Annotated in this window: 20 protein-coding genes; 11 read left to right on the top strand and 9 right to left on the bottom strand. The window is 70.9% G+C overall.

What is annotated here, in order from left to right; all coding sequences use genetic code 11:
* Positions 1–58 precede the first annotated feature (58 nt).
* Positions 59–268: a hypothetical protein gene (locus tag AC1VWI_RS05140; protein ID WP_499509716.1), complete on the top strand. Its 210-nt coding sequence runs from the start codon at positions 59–61 to the stop codon at positions 266–268.
* A gap of 287 nt (positions 269–555) precedes the next feature.
* On the opposite strand, the gene AC1VWI_RS05135 is transcribed toward AC1VWI_RS05140, so the two are convergent.
* Positions 556–1137 (bottom strand): hypothetical protein, encoded by a 582-nt coding sequence (locus AC1VWI_RS05135; RefSeq protein ID WP_499509715.1) that lies wholly within the window; start codon positions 1135–1137, stop codon positions 556–558.
* Between the two features lie 184 nt (positions 1138–1321).
* Positions 1322–3016 (bottom strand): SpoIIE family protein phosphatase, encoded by a 1695-nt coding sequence (locus tag AC1VWI_RS05130; RefSeq protein WP_499509714.1) that lies wholly within the window; start codon positions 3014–3016, stop codon positions 1322–1324.
* A gap of 797 nt (positions 3017–3813) precedes the next feature.
* Here AC1VWI_RS05130 and AC1VWI_RS05125 point away from each other — a divergent pair.
* The 3 genes from AC1VWI_RS05125 (at position 3814) to AC1VWI_RS05115 (ending at position 5924) form a co-directional block, all read left to right on the top strand.
* The gene (locus AC1VWI_RS05125) at positions 3814–4371 is read left to right on the top strand and encodes a DUF1990 domain-containing protein (RefSeq protein WP_499509713.1); all 558 of its coding nucleotides are present in this window, start codon (positions 3814–3816) and stop codon (positions 4369–4371) included.
* Positions 4372–4471: 100 nt separating this feature from the next.
* Positions 4472–5056: a 2'-5' RNA ligase family protein gene (locus tag AC1VWI_RS05120; RefSeq protein ID WP_499509712.1), complete on the top strand. Its 585-nt coding sequence runs from the start codon at positions 4472–4474 to the stop codon at positions 5054–5056.
* A gap of 436 nt (positions 5057–5492) precedes the next feature.
* The gene (locus tag AC1VWI_RS05115) at positions 5493–5924 is read left to right on the top strand and encodes a DUF7144 family membrane protein (protein WP_499509711.1); all 432 of its coding nucleotides are present in this window, start codon (positions 5493–5495) and stop codon (positions 5922–5924) included.
* A gap of 68 nt (positions 5925–5992) precedes the next feature.
* On the opposite strand, the gene AC1VWI_RS05110 is transcribed toward AC1VWI_RS05115, so the two are convergent.
* Positions 5993–6985: an alpha/beta fold hydrolase gene (locus AC1VWI_RS05110; protein ID WP_499509710.1), complete on the bottom strand. Its 993-nt coding sequence runs from the start codon at positions 6983–6985 to the stop codon at positions 5993–5995.
* A 132-nt stretch (positions 6986–7117) separates the two neighbouring features.
* Between AC1VWI_RS05110 and AC1VWI_RS05105 the strand changes: the two genes are divergently transcribed.
* The 3 genes from AC1VWI_RS05105 (at position 7118) to AC1VWI_RS05095 (ending at position 9422) form a co-directional block, all read left to right on the top strand.
* The gene (locus AC1VWI_RS05105) at positions 7118–7723 is read left to right on the top strand and encodes a helix-turn-helix domain-containing protein (RefSeq protein WP_499509709.1); all 606 of its coding nucleotides are present in this window, start codon (positions 7118–7120) and stop codon (positions 7721–7723) included.
* A 258-nt stretch (positions 7724–7981) separates the two neighbouring features.
* On the top strand, positions 7982–8905 hold the full coding sequence (locus tag AC1VWI_RS05100) for a right-handed parallel beta-helix repeat-containing protein (RefSeq protein WP_499509708.1): 924 nt from the start codon (positions 7982–7984) through the stop codon (positions 8903–8905).
* 112 nt (positions 8906–9017) lie between these two features.
* Positions 9018–9422, top strand: a complete 405-nt coding sequence (locus tag AC1VWI_RS05095; RefSeq protein WP_499509707.1) for a hypothetical protein — start codon at positions 9018–9020, stop codon at positions 9420–9422.
* A 243-nt stretch (positions 9423–9665) separates the two neighbouring features.
* On the opposite strand, the gene AC1VWI_RS05090 is transcribed toward AC1VWI_RS05095, so the two are convergent.
* Positions 9666–10448, bottom strand: a complete 783-nt coding sequence (locus tag AC1VWI_RS05090) for an MFS transporter (RefSeq protein WP_499516723.1) — start codon at positions 10446–10448, stop codon at positions 9666–9668.
* 295 nt (positions 10449–10743) lie between these two features.
* On the opposite strand from AC1VWI_RS05090, the gene AC1VWI_RS05085 reads away from it, so the two are divergent.
* Positions 10744–11121: a winged helix-turn-helix transcriptional regulator gene (locus tag AC1VWI_RS05085; RefSeq protein ID WP_499509706.1), complete on the top strand. Its 378-nt coding sequence runs from the start codon at positions 10744–10746 to the stop codon at positions 11119–11121.
* 108 nt (positions 11122–11229) lie between these two features.
* Positions 11230–11445, top strand: coding sequence for a hypothetical protein (locus AC1VWI_RS05080; RefSeq protein ID WP_499509705.1), 216 nt, complete (start codon positions 11230–11232; stop codon positions 11443–11445).
* A gap of 38 nt (positions 11446–11483) precedes the next feature.
* On the opposite strand, the gene AC1VWI_RS05075 is transcribed toward AC1VWI_RS05080, so the two are convergent.
* Positions 11484–11687 (bottom strand): hypothetical protein, encoded by a 204-nt coding sequence (locus tag AC1VWI_RS05075; protein ID WP_499509704.1) that lies wholly within the window; start codon positions 11685–11687, stop codon positions 11484–11486.
* Positions 11688–11768: 81 nt separating this feature from the next.
* Positions 11769–12824 (bottom strand): NAD(P)-dependent alcohol dehydrogenase, encoded by a 1056-nt coding sequence (locus AC1VWI_RS05070; protein WP_499509703.1) that lies wholly within the window; start codon positions 12822–12824, stop codon positions 11769–11771.
* A 162-nt stretch (positions 12825–12986) separates the two neighbouring features.
* Here AC1VWI_RS05070 and AC1VWI_RS05065 point away from each other — a divergent pair, with 162 nt between their 5' ends.
* Positions 12987–13856, top strand: a complete 870-nt coding sequence (locus tag AC1VWI_RS05065; RefSeq protein ID WP_499509702.1) for a helix-turn-helix transcriptional regulator — start codon at positions 12987–12989, stop codon at positions 13854–13856.
* Between the two features lie 81 nt (positions 13857–13937).
* Here the strand turns inward: AC1VWI_RS05065 and AC1VWI_RS05060 are convergent, their stop codons facing one another.
* From AC1VWI_RS05060 to AC1VWI_RS05050, 3 genes are read right to left on the bottom strand one after another with little or no spacing between them, the layout of a single operon-like run.
* Entirely contained in the window at positions 13938–14834 is an 897-nt protein-coding gene (locus AC1VWI_RS05060) for a metal ABC transporter permease (RefSeq protein WP_499509701.1), read from the bottom strand.
* Positions 14831–15736 (bottom strand): metal ABC transporter ATP-binding protein, encoded by a 906-nt coding sequence (locus AC1VWI_RS05055; protein ID WP_499509700.1) that lies wholly within the window; start codon positions 15734–15736, stop codon positions 14831–14833. Before AC1VWI_RS05055 ends, AC1VWI_RS05060 begins: the two co-directional genes overlap by 4 nt.
* Positions 15733–16662, bottom strand: coding sequence for a metal ABC transporter solute-binding protein, Zn/Mn family (locus AC1VWI_RS05050; protein ID WP_499509699.1), 930 nt, complete (start codon positions 16660–16662; stop codon positions 15733–15735). The genes AC1VWI_RS05055 and AC1VWI_RS05050 overlap by 4 nt, the downstream gene beginning before the upstream one ends.
* Before the next feature lie 256 nt (positions 16663–16918).
* On the opposite strand from AC1VWI_RS05050, the gene AC1VWI_RS05045 reads away from it, so the two are divergent.
* The gene (locus AC1VWI_RS05045; protein WP_499509698.1) at positions 16919–17221 is read left to right on the top strand and encodes a hypothetical protein; all 303 of its coding nucleotides are present in this window, start codon (positions 16919–16921) and stop codon (positions 17219–17221) included.
* Positions 17222–17232 lie beyond the last annotated feature (11 nt).

The raw sequence follows: 17232 nt of genomic DNA, 5'->3' as shown, positions 1-17232 counted from the left end.
GGGCGCGCGCTGCCGCGCGTCCCCGGAGCGGCGGACGGCTCGACCGGGCTCAGGCGCAGTGGTCGTCGAAGCGGGCCCGGTGCCGGACGGCGAAGCTCTCGACGTCCAGGGGGTCGTCGCCGCCGATCCGCTTCACCAGGTCCTTCTTGCCGGAGAAGACGCCGTGACGGTAGTCGACGGCGACGGCGAGGAGGTGCTGGACGAGGTGGGGGAGGCGCCGCGCTTCTCCAGGATGGCGGCGAATTCGTCGAGGTCGATCGGTACGTAGGTGACGTGACGGCCCAGGGCGCGTGACATGGCCTCGGCGATCTCGTAGTGGCACGGGCCGGCTCCCCGCCCTGCGCATGAACGTCGTGACCGGCGGCGGCCAGGGCGGCCCGGCGGTGACGGTCGCGCCCAGCGGCCGCTCGCGCTGACGTACTCCGACGACTACGACCAGAACGGCCACAACGAGATGCGGCTGCGCGACGCCTTCCGCAACGCCTGACCCCGGCACCGGCCGGACGCCGACGGACCCGGCGCACCGAACGGTGCGCCGGGTCCGTCCGGCTCATGTCAGGGCGTGGCCCTGAGCGCACAGGCGACGACCGCGGTCACGGTGTGCGGGCCCACGCCCGCGGGTACCGCGTTCACCGTCCACCCGGTGGAGGGGTTCGCGAACGGGACGCTGGTCACGATCGTGGCCGTGTCGAGCGCGAATCCGCCGCCGACGGCCAACTCGCCCGTGGGGCAGGACAACGTGTGGTCGAGGCCGTCCGCCGCGAACGTGGCGACCAGGGTGTGGGCACCGGAGAGCCCGCCAGGGGGGCCCGGGACACCGGGGGTGCCCTGGGGCCCGGGAGTTCCGGGAGGCCCGGCCTGGCCGGGGGGACCTGCGGGACCGGCCGGTCCCTGCGGGCCGGGAGGACCGGGGATGCCCGGACGGTTCAGGCAGTAGTTGGGGTAGGACGGGTACGGGTAGCACGGGTGCACGGACCCCTGCTGGGCGGCGCCGTACTCCGTGCTGTCAGCCGTCGTGGAGCTGCCTTCCGCGGGCGCCGAGTACGCCGTACCCGTCACCACGCAGGACGCGAGTGCCGCGCTCGCGGCCACCGTCCACACGCGGACACGGCCGTAGCGTCGCTGTGCCGATGACATGGGCCTGGTTATTCGGTACAACACGTCACCTCCAGGTATGGGTTCTGCGGGCGGCCTGTGCAGCCCGCCCCGCCGTACGCAGCGGGGACCGTCACGCAGGACGTCGAACCCACAGCAAGGATTACTGTTCGTACTCATTTGCGCACGCCGTGTAGCCGAAGGGGTGACGTGATGCGGCCGGCTCTCATGACGGGGGCAGCCGCAGGGCGAGGAGGGCGATGTCGTCGACGTTGCCGGGGGGCATGCGGCTCAGGAGCTGGTCGCAGAAGTCGTCCAGCGGCTCGTCGGCCAGTGCGAGGGCGTTGCGGCGGAGCCGGCTGAGGCCGGTGTCGAGGTCGGCGCCGGGGAGTTCGATGAGGCCGTCGGTGTAGAGCAGGAGCGTGGACCCCGGCGGCAGGGGTGTGGTGGCGTCGGGCCGGGGTTCGCGGACGCCGATGCGCGCGCCCAGCAGAGGACTTCGCGCGTCGTCGAGGTAGCGGCCTGGGCCGTCCGGGGTGAGCAGCAGTGGCGGGGGATGTCCGGCGTTGGTCCAGCGCAGGGTCCACGGGCCGTTGCGGGGACCTTCGACGCGGGCGAGGACGAGCGTGGCCATGGGGACGGTCGTGATCACGGGCATGGCGTCGTCGAGGCGGTCGACGACGGCGCCGGGGGGTTCGGTGCGATCCCACGCCAAGGACCGCAGCATGCCCCGGAGTTGGGCCATTCCGGCGGCGGCGGTCAGGTCGTGGCCGACGACATCGCCGATGACCAATGCGGTCGCGCCGTCCTTGAGCTGGAACGCGTCGTACCAGTCGCCACCGACCTGGGACGCGGCGGGTGCGGGCTCGTAGCGCGCGGACATGAGCAGGCGTCCGGGCTGGGGGAGGGGCGTGAGCAGGTTGCGTTGCATGGCCTCGGCGACGTCTCGTTGACGGCCGAACCGGCGCGTGTTCTCCAGGATCTGGCCGACCCGGCGGCCGATGTCCACCACGACCTGCAGGTCGTCGTTGCCGAAGGGGGCGGAGGGGTCGGTGCGGACCAGGGTCAGGGCACCGGTGGAATTCCTCCCCGAGCCCAGCGGAACGGTGAGTGCCGATGCGGCGCCCACCGACTGGAGGAAGCCGTTGTGCAGGGCGGCCAGCGGCGAGTCCGGCCGTGCGGTCGCACCGGCCGGGTCCTGCAGGACGGGCACCGCCCCGCGCACGGCCTGGACCAGCGGGGAACGGGACTCGCCCGCTGGGGGGAGGCGGGCGCTCCAGCCTTCCTGCCCACGGTCCCGGCCCTCCGGTCCGGTGACCGCCACCCGGTGCGTCTCGCTGTCGTCGACGAGCAGGTCGACCGCCACCCAGTCGGCGAGCCCGGGGACCAGCAGGCGCCCCAGGCGGGCGAGTGCCTCGTCGGTCTCGAGGGTCTGGCCGAGCACCGCGGTGATCTGCGCGACCAGCGTCAGGCGGCCGGTCAGGTCCTCCAAGGCGTGCATCTGCTCGGCACGTTCACTGCCGTAGTTGGTCAGGCCGGCGAACAGCATCGCGGTGCCCTTGAACGAGGTACCGTCCGTCACCGGCGCGGCGGACCAGGAGACCTCGACCAGCTTGCCGTCACCGCACAGGTACCTGTCGCCGTCCGCGCGCCCCGCACCCTTGAGGGTCAGCGCTTCGAGCAGCCTGCACCGGGCCCCGGTGCGCTCACGATCCGTGTGCCGGTGCACGAGGTCGTGGAAGTCCTCGCCGACCATCGCGTCGGCGGCGCGGTCCAGCAGCCGTTCGGCGGCCGGGTTGACCGCGACGACCCGGCCGGCGGGGTCGACCACGGCCAGCGATGCCCCCAGATGATCGACGACCTGCCGCCAGAAGCCCGGCTGGGACGCCCACCGCCGTCCCTCGTCAGCGTCGTCCGACACCGCACCCTCCCTGATCGCCTCCGCGGCTCGCCACAAGCGCCTTCCCGGACAGGGGCACCGCGGACGACGACCGTCCCCCCATGCTCCCGCCTGTGGGAACCCGACCGCGGCCGACACGACGGGGTGCCGGCGCCCACGCCTCCGGCCCTCGGCCGGTGCGCGATCCGGGGACGAACCCGTCGTGGCACGGCCTCAGTCGAGGCCGCACGCGCCTGCGCGGCCCACATGTACCGCATTTCCGGGGACGCGTCGCTTCACTCGATTGGGTGGTGCACCAATCTCGGGCCGCCTGGGTGGCGCATCACTTGCGTGAGGATCCACAGCAAGCAGCACCTGGCACGCGGCGGCCCGGCCGCGTTCTCCGGTCTGCTGGCCGCCTTCGCCGAGCTCGCGGTGGCGGAAGCCGTCGGCAGGGGCGCCCCCTGGCCGTCATCACCCTGTGACGGCGGCGGCGAAGCCCGGGGCGGCTGCGCGACGAGCTCGAACCGGGCGGCGAGCCGTGCACTTCCGTCAGGAGGCACGTTTCCGGATGCTGCTTGCGCAGCGTGTACCGGATGGGCAGCCTGAGGAAGTCACTGACGGAGCGATACGGATCGGTGCTGGTCGCGCTGATCTTCGGTCCTGTATTGGGCGCCGTCTACTCGATGACGAGGACTGATACCACGCGGTCGGGGACAGCCCGTAGGTACAGCTCTGAACCGAGCTGTACCGTGCTCCCATGGCCCGGGACAGGTCATTTCGCGGGCGGCCACGTCTTGGACCCATCACCGTTCACTGTTCGGTAGGAGTCTCATCTCATGCCTGAGCGCAGTACGAGCCGCCCTTCGAGTGGTGCGCTCAACTACGGCGCTGTGGGAGCGACGCGGCCCGAGGATCGGCAGTGGTCGGTGCAGGGCACGGGCTTGCGGCCCTTCTCGCGCACCGTCGTCATCGGACGCGGGGACGCGGACTGGCGCGCCGCGGCGGACGCCGTTCTGCGCTGGGGTATGAAGCGGCGAAGCGGCTTCACCGTCACGGGCTGCGACGGCGCCGGGGAGAAGGTCGCCGAGGGAGCCGAGTACCGGATCACCGCGGGCTTCGGCCCGTTCGTGGTGCGGGAGCCCGTGCGGGTCGTGGCGGTGGTCGACATGCCGGACCGTTGCGGCTTCGCCTATGGGACTCTGCCCGGGCATCCTGTCTGTGGCGAGGAGGCCTTCGTCGTCCACCGCGCACCCGACGGTACGGTCTCACTCACGATTCGCTCCCTGACCCGTGCCGCTCCACACGGACCATGGCGACTGCTGTTCCCGGCGTTGCTCTTGGCCCAGCGATTCTTCCGGCGCCGTTACCTACGTGCCCTGATGGCGTCCTCTTGATTTTCGCCCCCCGAGGTCCTCACTCCGCGGGCTCGAAAACCTCCGCCCCTGGAGGTCGTGATCTTGCCGGCGGGGGTCGACTGGCTGAGATCATGTCGCCATGGCAGCAGACGGCGTTGGTCAGTATCGGGCGGGTGAGACAGCACTGATCGTTAAGGTGCCCGAGGCCGAGCCGGTCGTGGGCGGCTGGCGTGAGCGGTTCGACGCGTCGGTGGGGGCCGGGGTCCCGGCGCATGTGTCGGTGCTCTATCCGTTTCTGAGTCAGGACGGCGTCGGTGATCAAGTCTTGGGAGTCCTGGGCGAACTCTTCGGATCCCACAGCGCTTTTGATCTTCGTTTCTGGAGGTGCGGTCGCTTCCCCGGGGTGCTTTACCTCGCCCCGGAGCCGGACGATCAGTTCCGGGCACTCATCCTGGCCGTCGCTGACCGGTGGCCGGAGGCACCGCCGTATGGGGGCCGGTTTGCCGAGGTCATTCCTCATCTGACGGTGGCGCATGGCCAGGAGCCGAGTGTGTTGGACGCCGTTGAGGCCGATCTGGCGGGTCGGCTGCCGGTCACGACGCACGTCAGTTCGGTCCAGTTGCTGGTCTTCGACGGCATCGTGTGGCGTGAACGGGCGGACTTCGCCCTGCGTGCACCACGGGTCGATGCTGGTCAGGCGGCTTCGAGTGGGCTGCCGTCGTAGGTCCAGCGGTAGGGTTTCGCCGTGGCGTCATGCTCGATGACGTAGGTGTCGAGCTTGTCGATGAGGGCGTCGCGGCTGGGGAAGTCTCCGTGCCGCCAGGACCCGGCGGGTCGGGACGGAGAAGAACAGTGTCACCTGGCTCAACCAGGAGGCGTGCGGCGGGGTCCAGTGCATGGTCCAGCACCGGTGTACCCGGCTGGACGGGAAGGACGCACCGGGCGAAGTCATCGGCGCCGCTGCCCAGGGCACCGGTTCCGGCGCGGTCGGCGACAGTTCCCGAACCGCCCCGCCTTACCTCCCGCGAATCGCCGAAACCCCTGCGGACGCATCCGGTCGCGGTGGCGAACGTTTGTGGTGATGCTGTCAGAGACAGCGTGGCCGCTCTCGCGCAAGCAGTGTGCGTCGGTGGCCGCGCCGTACAGGAAAGGCGGCGGTCATGACGGCGATGCCCACAGCACGGCAAGGAAACGGGGGCCCCGGCGGCGGCGAGATGCTCAGTGGCGCGTCCGTGGCCGCCGGGTCCCTGCTGATGCTCAGCGGGCCGCTCAGCATCCTCATGGGTGCGACCGCCATTGCAAAGGACACGCTGTTCGTCACGTCGTCCCACTACGCCTACGAGTTCGACCTGACCGCCTGGGGAGTCATCCACCTTGTCATCGGAGTGGCGCTCGTCGTCGCCGGTTTCGGTGTCCTGATGAACAAGAGCTGGGGGCGGGGGGCCGGCGCAGCGCTGGCGGGGATCAGTTTGATCACCCAGTTCATGTTCGTTCCGTATTACCCCGCATGGGCGATTCCCGTGATGGTTCTCGACCTCATCATCGTGTTCACCCTGACCAGGTTCCACGCTGGGTCCAGCGGCGGCCACTGAACGGTGCGTAAGGGCAGCCGAGCTGAGTGTCCGACAGCGCTACAACGGGCCTGAACTCAGGTGGACGCCTATGCCGGCTGAGGCAGTGCCGCGAGCCAGGTGGTCAGCAGGTGGTTGACCTCTTGGGGCCGTTCCTGCTGGAGCCAGTGGCCGCAGTCGTGCAGGAGGTGGGAGGAGACCAGGCCGGGCAAGGTGGTCGGGTAGGCGTCGATCGCGTCGGACATCCAGGTGGTGGAGGCGTCCAGGGTGCCGCCGATGAACAGGGACGGCTGGGTCAGGGGGGCGCCGTTGAACTCGGCGAGGTCCTCCCAGTCGCGGTCCATGTTCCGGTAGCGGTTGAGTGCTCCCGTGAGGCCGGTGCGCTCGAACTCCCCGGCGTAGTGGTCGAGGTCGGCCTCGGTGAGCCAGGAGGGGAGCCGGTCGGCGGGGAAGCGGTCGCGCAGGGTTCCGCCTGCGCTGACGAAGTGCGGGTCGGGCTGTCCCGGGGCCGGCATGGTGTCGGCGGACAGGGCGGCGTAGAAGCCCGCGAGCCAGCCCCGGACATCGGGCGCGATCTCGGCCTCGGCGCGGCCCGGCTGCTGGAGGTAGGAGACGTAGAACTCCTCGTCTCCGCCCATCTGCGCGAAGACGTCGCTGGGCCGCGGTCCGCCGGGCGGGGCGTAGGGGACGCTGAGCAGGCCCACGGCGCGGAAGACGTCGGGGTGCAGCAGGGCGGAAGCGGCGGCGATGTTCGAGCCCCAGTCGTGCCCGATGACCACCGCTGTCTCCTCGCCCAGCGCGTGCGCCAGGGCGACGTTGTCCTCCACCAGGGCGCGCATGCGGTACTCGCTCGCCTCCGTCGGCGTGGAGGAGCGGCCGTAGCCGCGCACGTCCAGTGCCGCCGCCCGGTATCCCGCCGCTGCCAGGGCCGGGAGTTGGTGGCGCCAGGAGTACCAGGACTCGGGGAAGCCGTGGACGAGCAGGACCAGCGGCCCCCTGCCTTGCTCGACCAGGTGCAGCCGTCCGGCGGGCGCCTCGACGGTGTGGTGACGCAGGTCGCCGGACGGCGTGGGCTGGTGCATGGCTTCTCCTCGGGTTCCCCGGTGGCTGCGGTACCCGTCGATCATGCGGTGTCGACGGACGGGGATGCGAGCCGCGTTGACGAACTGGCAAAATGGCAGGTCAGGGCGGACGCGCGAGGGAGGCGAAGGGCAATGGCGGACGATGTCGCCGCGGTCCTGGCCGCCATGGGGCCGCGGCTGCGGGCCGCGCGCGAGAAGCGCGGGGACACGCTCTCCGAGGTCAGCCGGGCCACCGGGATCGCCTCCAGCACGCTGTCACGGGTCGAGAACGGCCTGCGCAAACCGAATCTGGAACTGTTGCTGCGCCTGGCGAAGGCGTATGGCGTCTCCCTGGACACTCTGGCCGGCACCGCCGAGGCCCCCGCGCAGCAGCCGTCCCGCCCGGTGCAGCGCGCGGTGGACGACAAGGCGGTACTGCCGCTGACCCGCTATGTCGGAGGGCTGCACGCGCACAAGCACGTCCTGCCGGCCACCGACGAACAGCCGCCACGGCCGCGTCAGTCGTCGCACGAAGGATACGAATGGCTCTGCGTGCTGTCCGGGCGGCTGTGGCTGGCACTCGGCGACCATGACCTCGTCCTGACCTCCGGAGAGGTCGCCGAGTTCGACACCCGTACCCCTCATGGATTCGCCAACGCCGGCCTCGGCGCACCAGTCGAATACCTGATCATGTACGGGCCCCAAGGCGAACGCCTGCGCCCCCGCGTCCAGCCGACGGCGCACCACGACCGCCTCTAAGGTGCCGGGCAAGCAGCCCGGGAGACCTCCACGGCGATCGCGCCCATGGCCCGCACCGAACCCGCCGGGGGCCGTCCTTCGGCCGCACGGGTCATTGTCCCAGGCCGTTCGGGGGGCGTGCGGCCTTGCATCGGCGTGCCTCCCACACCGCCGGGGCACCGGTGGTCTTCGGGTGTGGGTGTGCAGGCCGTCCATGCCGGAAGGACGACAGCGGCGCAGGACCCCGTGCGTGCCCCGCGCGGAGACAGGAGAAGCTGCATGCTCAAGGGATCAGCTCGTGCGGCGCTTTCGTCGACGGTTCTGGCGGCGACGACGGGAGCGGTCGGCCTGGTCGGAGCGGCTCCGGCCGCGGCCGCCCAATTCACCGTGGTGGACTGCCGCGGAAACGCCACAGCCCTGCAGCCTGCCATCAACAGCGCCGCCCCGGGGGCGGCGCTACTGGTGAGCGGGACCTGTAGCGGCCCCTTCACCATCAACAAGGACCTGACCCTGATCGGCCTCAAACCCACCGTCCTCGACGGCAACCGAGCCGGCTCGACCGTGACCGTGACCGGAGCCGTCCGGGTGCGACTGGACACGCTGACCATCACCAACGGCACGGGCAGCGGCATCCGCAACAACGGGGGCACGGTGGAACTGACCGGCTCCACGGTGGAGCACAACACGGCAGGCCCAGGTGGCGGCATCTACAACGACGTCAACAGCACGGTGACGCTGACCGGCTCCACGGTGCGCGACAACACCTCTCACTCCGGCGGCGGCATCATCAACTTCGGCGCCGTGAGGCTGACCGGGTCCACCGTGGAGCACAACACGTCGACGATCGACGGCGGCGGCATCTACAACAACTTCAACGGGACGCTGACTCTGACGGGCTCCACGGTGCGCGACAACACGGCGGCGAGATCCGGTGGCGGCATCTACAACATCTTCAACAGCAAGGTGACGTCGACCAGTTCCACGGTGGGCGACAACACGGCGGGAGCCGAAGGCGGCGGCATCTGGAACGACATCAACAGCACGGTCGCACTGATCGGTTCCACGGTGGGCGACAACACGGCCGGAACCGGCGGCGGCGTCTACAACAAGGACGGCACGGTGACACTGACCGGCTCCACGGTGCGCAACAACCGCCCGGACAACTGCGGCGGGCCCGTTCCCGTCCCCGGCTGCACCGGCTGACCTCCCCACATCCCGCCAAGCTCCGCGTCGTGTCGATCACTCCCAGCCAATCCCACGAGCAAGACCCGCGGAATGCCACGGCGCCCCCTCGTGACCGGGTGAAAATCATGCGATGAAGAGAATCGCCCTCGTGGCCCTGGCCTGTGCCGGATCCGTCACCCTGCTGTCCGGCTGTACCGAGCACAGTGCTTCCGCCACCGATGGCTACACCCCTGGCCCGACGGTCACCTCCACTGTCGCGCCCGATCCTGCGGTCCAGTTGGCCGAGCACTACCGCCATTCCGGCGGAGTGACGGACGTGTACGGGCTTCAGCGCGGTTCCGGCCCTGGCGGTGTTCCCCTGGTGACGGTGTGGACGCACAACTCGGACGATGATCCCGAGCCCTTCGAGGAACTCAAGGAATCGATCACCGACTTCCTGCGGCGTGAAGAGGGGGTTTCCTTGAACAAGGGGTACCTGATGGACGTCTTCGGCCCGGATGGTCGCTTGCAGCACCGCCTCGACGCCCGGCCGTAACTCCGGGTCGGCGGCCGTACGCGCCGCCGCGGCCGCAGGAGTTCGCGACTGCGGCGACGAACCGTCCGGGGCGCGGCACCGATCCCGGTCTCACCGGGACCGCAGGCTCCGCCCGGCGGGGAGCTCTGCTTTGGGAAGGGGTAGCGCCATCGTTTCTCTCCCTGTCCGTGGGCCCGTTGGGCCGTGCGCCATGAAGACACCGGCCGGCCCGCCCGTGTGACACCCGGGCACAGAGGTCACCCGTCACGGACGGAGGCGGGGGCCGCGGACGGTGACGATCGCCGCGACCAGTGCGGTCAGCCCCACGAACACCCCGAAGGTGGTGAACGCACCCCGCGGGCCGAGCCACGACTGCGCCGCGCCGACCGCCACGATGGGCACGCTCACCGCGGCCGTCGACCCCGTGAAGGTGAGCCCGAAGCTGGCGCCCGTGAGGCTCGCGCCGACGGAAGGGAGCCCAGGAGACCGGTGACCGACAGCGGCGGCTGCCAACTCCACGCCCAGCGCCAGACAGACCCACGACGGCCCAGCCCACGACGACGGTCGGCGCCTCCCGCAGCAGCGCCGAGCGCGTTTCCCCGCCGAGGTGCGGACGGCGCGGGCGCCACGACCGCGGCGAGGGCCGCCGCCCCCGGCCAGGACGGCGCCCAGCGCGATGCCCGCCGAGGCCGCGGCGCTGTTGGCCGCCGCCGCGCGGACGTCCCGGCGCGGGTGCAGATCCGCCAGCGCGACCCCGGCACCGCTGGTGAGCAGTCCGACGCCGACGCCCTGCACGAGACGTGCCAGGTACAGCGCCCATACCCCCGGAGCGGTCAGGAACAGCAGGAAACCGCAGCCGGGGACGACGACCGCCGCCAGGAGCACGCGCCGGCGTCCCACGTGGCCGCTGAGCCTCCCGCCACGAGCAGCGTGAGGACGGCGCCCGCGGCGTAGCAGGCGTGGACGGGCGTCGTCGTGACCGTGCCGAGGTGCCGTCGCTCCTGGTAGAGGCCGTAGAGGGGGGGAGGGTGTGCTGCTCGCCGCCATGGCGAGGAAGACGATCGCGGTGACCGTCGCGAAGCCTCGCACCGTCCTGGCGGGCGGCGCCTGCGGCAGCTCCCGGATCCGTCGTCCGTGTGGTGTCTCGGGGGCGTCCGCACGCGTGGTCCTCGCTGGTCGTGGTGTGCCGTCCGGCTCGCCGTCCGGCGCCGGGCCCGGGCGCCGGGACGGCTCCCCGGCTGGGCCGCGACCGGGCCCGGCTGCCAGCGAGGACCCTTCCTGGTACCGGCCGTACCAGGCACGACGCCCGCCCGGGCGGCAGGGCAGGGCTACGCTCCGAGGAATGACCACGGGATCCCACGAGACGATCAGCCCCCAGCCGCTGCGCCTGGAGCGCGGCTCGGTCCACGACGAGGCGTGCCCGAGCTTCCAAGGCGCCGTCGAGCTCGTCGGACGCCGGTGGACGGGCGCGATCCTGGCCGCGGCGGCCCAGGGAGCGCGCCGGTTCGGCGAGTACCGTGCCGTCATCGCCGGGATCTCCGACCGGCTGCTCGCCCAGCGCCTGAAGGAACTCGAGGCCGAGGGCCTCATCGAGCGCTCCGTCATCCCGAGCACCCCCGTGCAGGTCCGTTACGCGCTCGCCCCCGACGGCCAGGCGCTCATCGCCGCCCTGCAGCCGCTCGCGCAGTGGAGCGCACGCCGGTTGCGCCGTGCCCGGTAGCGGGGAAGGAGGGGCTGCTGCCATGGAGATGGCCCGGAATGGGTGTATGTCGTGGCGAATGGGTAATAACCACGCAAAATCTCCCGAGGCAGTGCAGAGGGGTGTCTCATGACCCGAGGAGCAGAGGGGTTGCCCTACCCCACTCCCCGCGCGAACGTCGACCTGGCCCGCGAATGCGGAGCCTGCTTCGGCTGGGGAACCGTCATCACCGACCAAGGCCGGCACGAACTCTGCGGGGACTGCCAGGACGACGGGCTCACCGAGCAGCTGCGCGTCAGGGCCGTACGCCTACGGCCGGGCTCCCGCTACAGCTCGCCCCGCTGACCCGCTCCCGCCCGCCCTCACGGATGCGCCGGGCGTCGTCACCACGCCTCCGGGCCGCCCCCACGCCACTCCACCTGACCCGGGTCGGTCAAGCTGACCGTCCCCGCGTCGTACCCGGCGAGCCACAGGTACCGCAACAGGTCCGCCAGGGAGTGCGCGGTGCCGAAGTACTCGCCCCGGATCACGACCCTTGGTCCGTCGACCGGCGGTTCCACGATCACCGGCGGCCCCTCGGTGCGCATAACCCCAGCCTGCAACAGCAACCGCGCCGGGCGCACGGCGGCGCCCCCTCACCCCGGCCCCGGCTCCGGCGCACTCGTCGCTCACCGCGAGGCCCCGAGGGTGGAGACGTCGATGACGAAGCGGTAGCGCACGTCGCCGCGGTCCAGACGCTCCAGAGCGGTGTTGACCTGGTCCGCGGGCAGGGTCTCGATGTCCGCGGCGATGCCGTGGCTCGCGCAGAAGTCGAGCATCTCCTGGTTCTCGCGGATGCTGCCGTTCCTCGTCGAGGTGATGATCCGGCGCGGGCTGCCGAGGAGCATGCCCTGGAAGGTGGCGGCCTCGGCGGTGACGCCCGCGTTGACCAGCACGCCGTCCAGGCGCAGCAGTGCGAGGTAGGCGTTGGTGTCGATGCCGCCCGACACCGTGTTGACGATCAGGTCGAAGCTCTGCCCGTGATCCCGGACGTAGGAACCGTCCTCGGTGGACACGTAGTCGTCCGCTCCGAACCGCAGACCGTCCTCGCGCTTGGACAGGCTCCGGCTGAGCACGGTGACCTCCGCGCCCATCGCGTGCGCCAACTTCACCCCGATGTGCCCGAGGCCGCCCATGCCGACGACGGCGACCTTCCTGCCCGCCGCCGCGCCCCAGCGCCGCAGCGGCGCGTACATCGTGACCCCGGCGCAGAGCAGCGGGGCGGCGACGTCCAGGGCGAGCCCGTCGGGGATGCGGAGGACGTAGTTCTCGTCGACGACGATCCTCCGGCTGTAGCCGCCGAAGGTGGGCCGCCCGTCGTAGTCGAGCGCGCCGTAGGTGAGGACCTCGCCCTTGAGGCAGTGCTGCTCCTCGCCCGCGAGGCAGTTCACGCACGTGCGGCAGGAGTCGACGTAGCAGCCGACGCCCACCCGGTCACCGACGGCGTACCGGGTGACGTCCGGGCCGGTCGCGACGACGGTCCCGGTGATCTCGTGGCCCGGGACCATGGGGAACAGGCCCTCCATCCAGTGGTTGCGCAGGAGGGCGATGTCGGTGTGGCAGATGCCGGTGTACGCGATGTCGATGATGACGTCGTGAGGGCCCGGGTCACGGCGCTCGACGGTCGTGAGCTCGACCGGGGCGTCGGGGCCGGCTGCGGCGAGGGCGGGAACCACGAAAGGCATGCTGTCTCCTGGTGGGGCGACGTCGGACGGGGGGAACTTCCGTCTTCGACTGCACCAGGTGCGGGGCCCCCGGCGAAGAGGGAGCGTGACCGTGCTGAGGGTGCTACTCGCAGAGCCACCTTCGGGGCCCCACGCAGGCGGGGCTCGGCTATACCTGGGGGTATGGACGCTGAGAGGGCCTTGCGGGACTTCCTCGTCTCCCGGCGGGCGGCGATCGACCCCGGGCAGACGGGACTGCCGGTCGGCTACGGCAGCCGACGGGTGCCGGGACTCCGGCGCGAGGAGGTCGCGGCCCTCGCCGGGGTGAGCGTGGCCTACTACACGAAGCTGGAACAGGGGCGGATCGGCCGCATCTCCGAGGAGGTCCTCGGAGCGGTGGAGAAGGCACTCCAGCTCGACCAGCTGGAGTGCGCGCACCTCCGCACGCTGGTACGGAACGCGGGAAGCCGGCCCACCCCCTCGGCGCCGCCCCCGGTGAAGGCCAGGCCGGGCGTCGTCGCCATGGTGCACGCGCTCGACCTGCCCGCCATGGTGCACGGGCCGCGACTGGAGGTGCTGGCGGTCAACCACACCGCCAGGCTCCTCATCGACGACTTCGACGCCATGCCCGTCAAGGAGCGCAACCTCGCCCGCTGGACGTTCCTCAACCCCCGGGCCAGGACCGTCTACCCCGAGTGGAACAGGATCGCGCCCCAGGTCGCGGCGGCGCTGCGCCAGGTCGCCGCGGACCGGGCGGCGGACCCTGTGCTGGAGCAGCTCGTGGGGGAGATCGCGGTGGCCTCGCCGGACTTCGCGCGGTACTGGGCGGAGTACCGGCTGTACGAGCACTCGTACGGCGTGAAGCGGTTCTTCAACGAGACCGTCGGCGAGATGAGCCTGCACTACGAGACGATGGCCCTGCCGGGCGGCAAGGGCCAGAGCGTCATCGTCTTCAGGGCCGACCGGGGCTCGCCGTCGGAGGAGAAACTGCGCATCCTGGCCAGCTGGAACGTGCCCGCGGCCGAGGACGCCGACCGTCACGTCCGGCCGTAGGGCCAGGCCGGTGCCCGCGGGTCATCCGATCGTCGGTCGACGTGGCTCCACAGCAGGGAGCTCGCCGTCACCGGGTGGATTTCAGCCGCGTACGGGTCCGCCGGCGACCGCCGTCACCGTGCGGGTCGTGCGCCCGTGCCGAGCGCGTCGTGTTCCGACGGCCCGGCACGTGGCATAGACGAGGAACGAGATGGTCGTGACGTAGGGGCTGATGGGGATGCTGCTGCCGAGGGCGAGGAGGATGCCGCTCTCGACGGCGAGGACGGCGAAGAGCACGCTCAGCAACGGCAGGAGCAGGGGGGAGGCGGTGACCCGGCCGGCCGCCGCGGCAGGGGTGACGACCAGACTGAGGACCAGGAGCGCCCCGACGACCTGTACCGACAGGGCGATCGTGATTCCCAGGAGGAGCATGAAGGCCACGGACAGCCCGCGGACGGGCAAGCCGCGTGCTTCGGCGACGTACACGTCTGCGCTGGTGAAGGCCAGAGGGCGCCAGATGACGGCGAGGGCGATCAGCACCAGCGCGGACAGGGTGAGCATCCACCCGGTCTGCGGATCGTCGACGGCCACGATCTGGCCGGTCAGCAGGCCGAACTTGTTGGCCGAACGGCCCTTGTAGAGCGCGAGGAAGAGGACGCCGAGGCCGAGCCCGAACGGCATCAGGATGCCGATGATCGAGTTGCGGTCCCGGGCGCGGGAGCCCAGTACGCCGATCGCCAGGGCGGCGATGAGCGATCCGGCGATCGAGCCGGCCACCACGTTCACCCCGAGCAGCAGCGCCAAAGAGGCGCCCGCGAAGGACAGTTCGCTGATGCCGTGTACGGCGAAGGGCAGGTCGCGGAGGAGTACGAAGACTCCGGTCAGTCCGCCGACCAGGCCCAGCACACCGCCCACGATGAGGGAGTTGCGCACCAGGCCGAGCAGGGCGCCGTAGTCCTGGAAGTTGAACATCTGCTGCCACATCTCGGCCGCCGTCATGGGTGCGCTCCGTCCGTTGCGTGTGCGTCCGCGGCGTCGAGTCCCGGGTGGTGCACGGCCTGCTGGTCATGGGTGTCATGGGTGCCGACGACGACGATCCTGCCCCGCACCCGCAGGACGTCGACCCGGGAGCCGTACAGGGCCGACAGGGACTCCGAGGTCAGCACGTCCTCCGGGGAGCCGGTGCGGTGTCCCTGTGGGGCGAGGTAGAGCACCCGGTCCACCAGGTCGAGGACGGGGTTGATCTCATGGGTCACGAACACCACGGCGGTCCCGTGGTCCCGGCGCCTTCGGTCGATGAGCTCGGTCACCGCCCGCTGGTGGTGGAGGTCCAGGGAGAGTGTGGGCTCGTCGCACAGCAGCAGGCGGGGGTCGGTGGCCAGGGCCTGCCCTATGCGGACGCGCTGCCGCTCGCCGCCGGAGAGGGTGCCGAGGGGCGCGTTCGCGTAGCCTGACGCGCCGACGGCGTCCATGACGGCGTCGATGCGCCGCCGGGTGGCGGCGTCGCGCCGGCGGAGCCCGAACCGGTGTCCGTCCAGGCCGTAGCCCACCAGATCACGCGCCCGCACCATGTCGTGCGCCATGGCCGTCCCCTGCTGGGGCACGTACCCGATGTGACGCGCGGCCTGACGGGGTTCGTCGCCGAGCACGTGCAGGGTGCCTGAGGAGAGCGGCCGGCGCCCCAGAAGGGCCTGGACCAGACTCGTCTTGCCGGAGCCGTTCGGTCCGAGCACCGCCCAGAACTCCCCGGGCGCCACGTCCAGGTCGAGATCCTTCCAGAGGGTGCGGTCCCCGTACCGGAGACCGCCCTTCCTCATCCGGATCAGCGGCCCGGGCCTGCCGTCGACGTCCGGGTCGCCCGTGCGGGGCCCGGGTACCGACGGCGAGGGCTGCCGGGTCACTTGTTCAGGGCGTCGGCGAGTGCGTCGACGTTGTCGCTCATCCACGTCAGGTAGTCCTTGCCTTCGGGCAGGGTCTCGGTGACGGGTACCACGGGCACACCGGCCGCCTCGGCCGCCGACTTGACCTTCTCCGTCTGGGCGCCGGAGGTCTGCTCGTTGTAGACCAGGGCCTTGACCTTCTTGCCGGAGAAGAGGTCCAGGGTGGCCTTGAGGACCTTGGCGGAGACGTCGTCGCCCTCCTCGACGGCCTCGCTGAACTCTTCGGGGGTCTGGTTGACCAGGCCGGACGCTGCGAGCAGGTAACCCGGCACGGGCTCGGTGATCGCCACGCCCTCGCCGTCGTGCGCGGACTTCAGGGAAGCCTCCTTGTCCTCCAGCGCGCTGAGGCTCTTCTTGAAGGCGGCGGCGTTCTTGGTGAAGGTGCCGGCGTGGTCCGGGTCCGCCTTGCCCAGGGCACCGGCAACGCGGTCGGCGATCTTGCTCACCGAGGGGAAGTCGTACCAGACATGCTCGTTGAGCTCTCCGCCGGCCGGAGCGGTCCGGCCCGAGACCTCGACGGCGTTGATGACGTCCGCCGAGGCGTTGCCGCTCCCCAGCATCCGGTCGATGAAGTCGTCGTACCCCCCGCCGTTCTCCACCACGAGCTTCGCCTTGGACAGGGCCAGCTGGTTGCGGGTGTCGGCCTCGTAGGAGTGCGGGTCCTGGTCGGGATCGCTGATGATCGAGGTGACGTCGACCCGGTCGCCGCCTATCCGCTCGACGATGTCGCCGTAGACGTCGGTGGAGGCGACGACGGAGACCTTGGACGGGGAAGCGCTGCTCTTGGCGCTCGCGGCATCGTCGGAGGAAGCGCCACAGCCGGCCAGCAGGCCGAGTGATGCGGCACCGGCCAGCAGGATGGCGAGACGGGAAGGGGACTGGGACATGACGGAAGCCTCCGAGGGCTGCGAAAGGGAGTTGCCGGGTGGGCGCAGGGCCACACGCACACCGGCAGCTTAGATGAAAATGAATACCACTATCGACAGGGGGTGGGCAAAGGGCGGCCCGAAGGCCGTCGCGTCACCATCGGAGTGTGTGAATGGCGCATATCGGGCACTAAGATGCTTATCGGTTGTCGATGCTCCACCGGTGACGAACAACCGGCGGCGCGCTCGCATGCGAGGCGTCAGGGAAGGAGTCCTGATGGAGAGCACAGGCCAGCACCGTCCGCACGATCGGCACGAGCACACTCATGGCGAAGGTTGCGGCCACGTCGCCGTGCCGCACGGCGACCACACCGACTACGCCCACGACGGTCACATCCACCGCACCCACGGCGACCACATCGACGAATGCAACGCTCCGGCCCACGTGGCCCACGAAGGGCACGGCCATGAGCACGCCGCGGGCTGCGGCCACGTCGCCGTGCCGCACGGGGACCACATCGACTACGTCCACGACGGGCACCGTCACGCAGCCCATGACGGGCACTGGGACGACCACTGACGTCCTCGCCC

This window comes from Streptomyces sp. TOM-9 (assembly GCF_056858595.1).
Note: the sequence above shows the minus strand (reverse complement) of the source record. Positions and strands in the feature narration are given on the sequence as shown.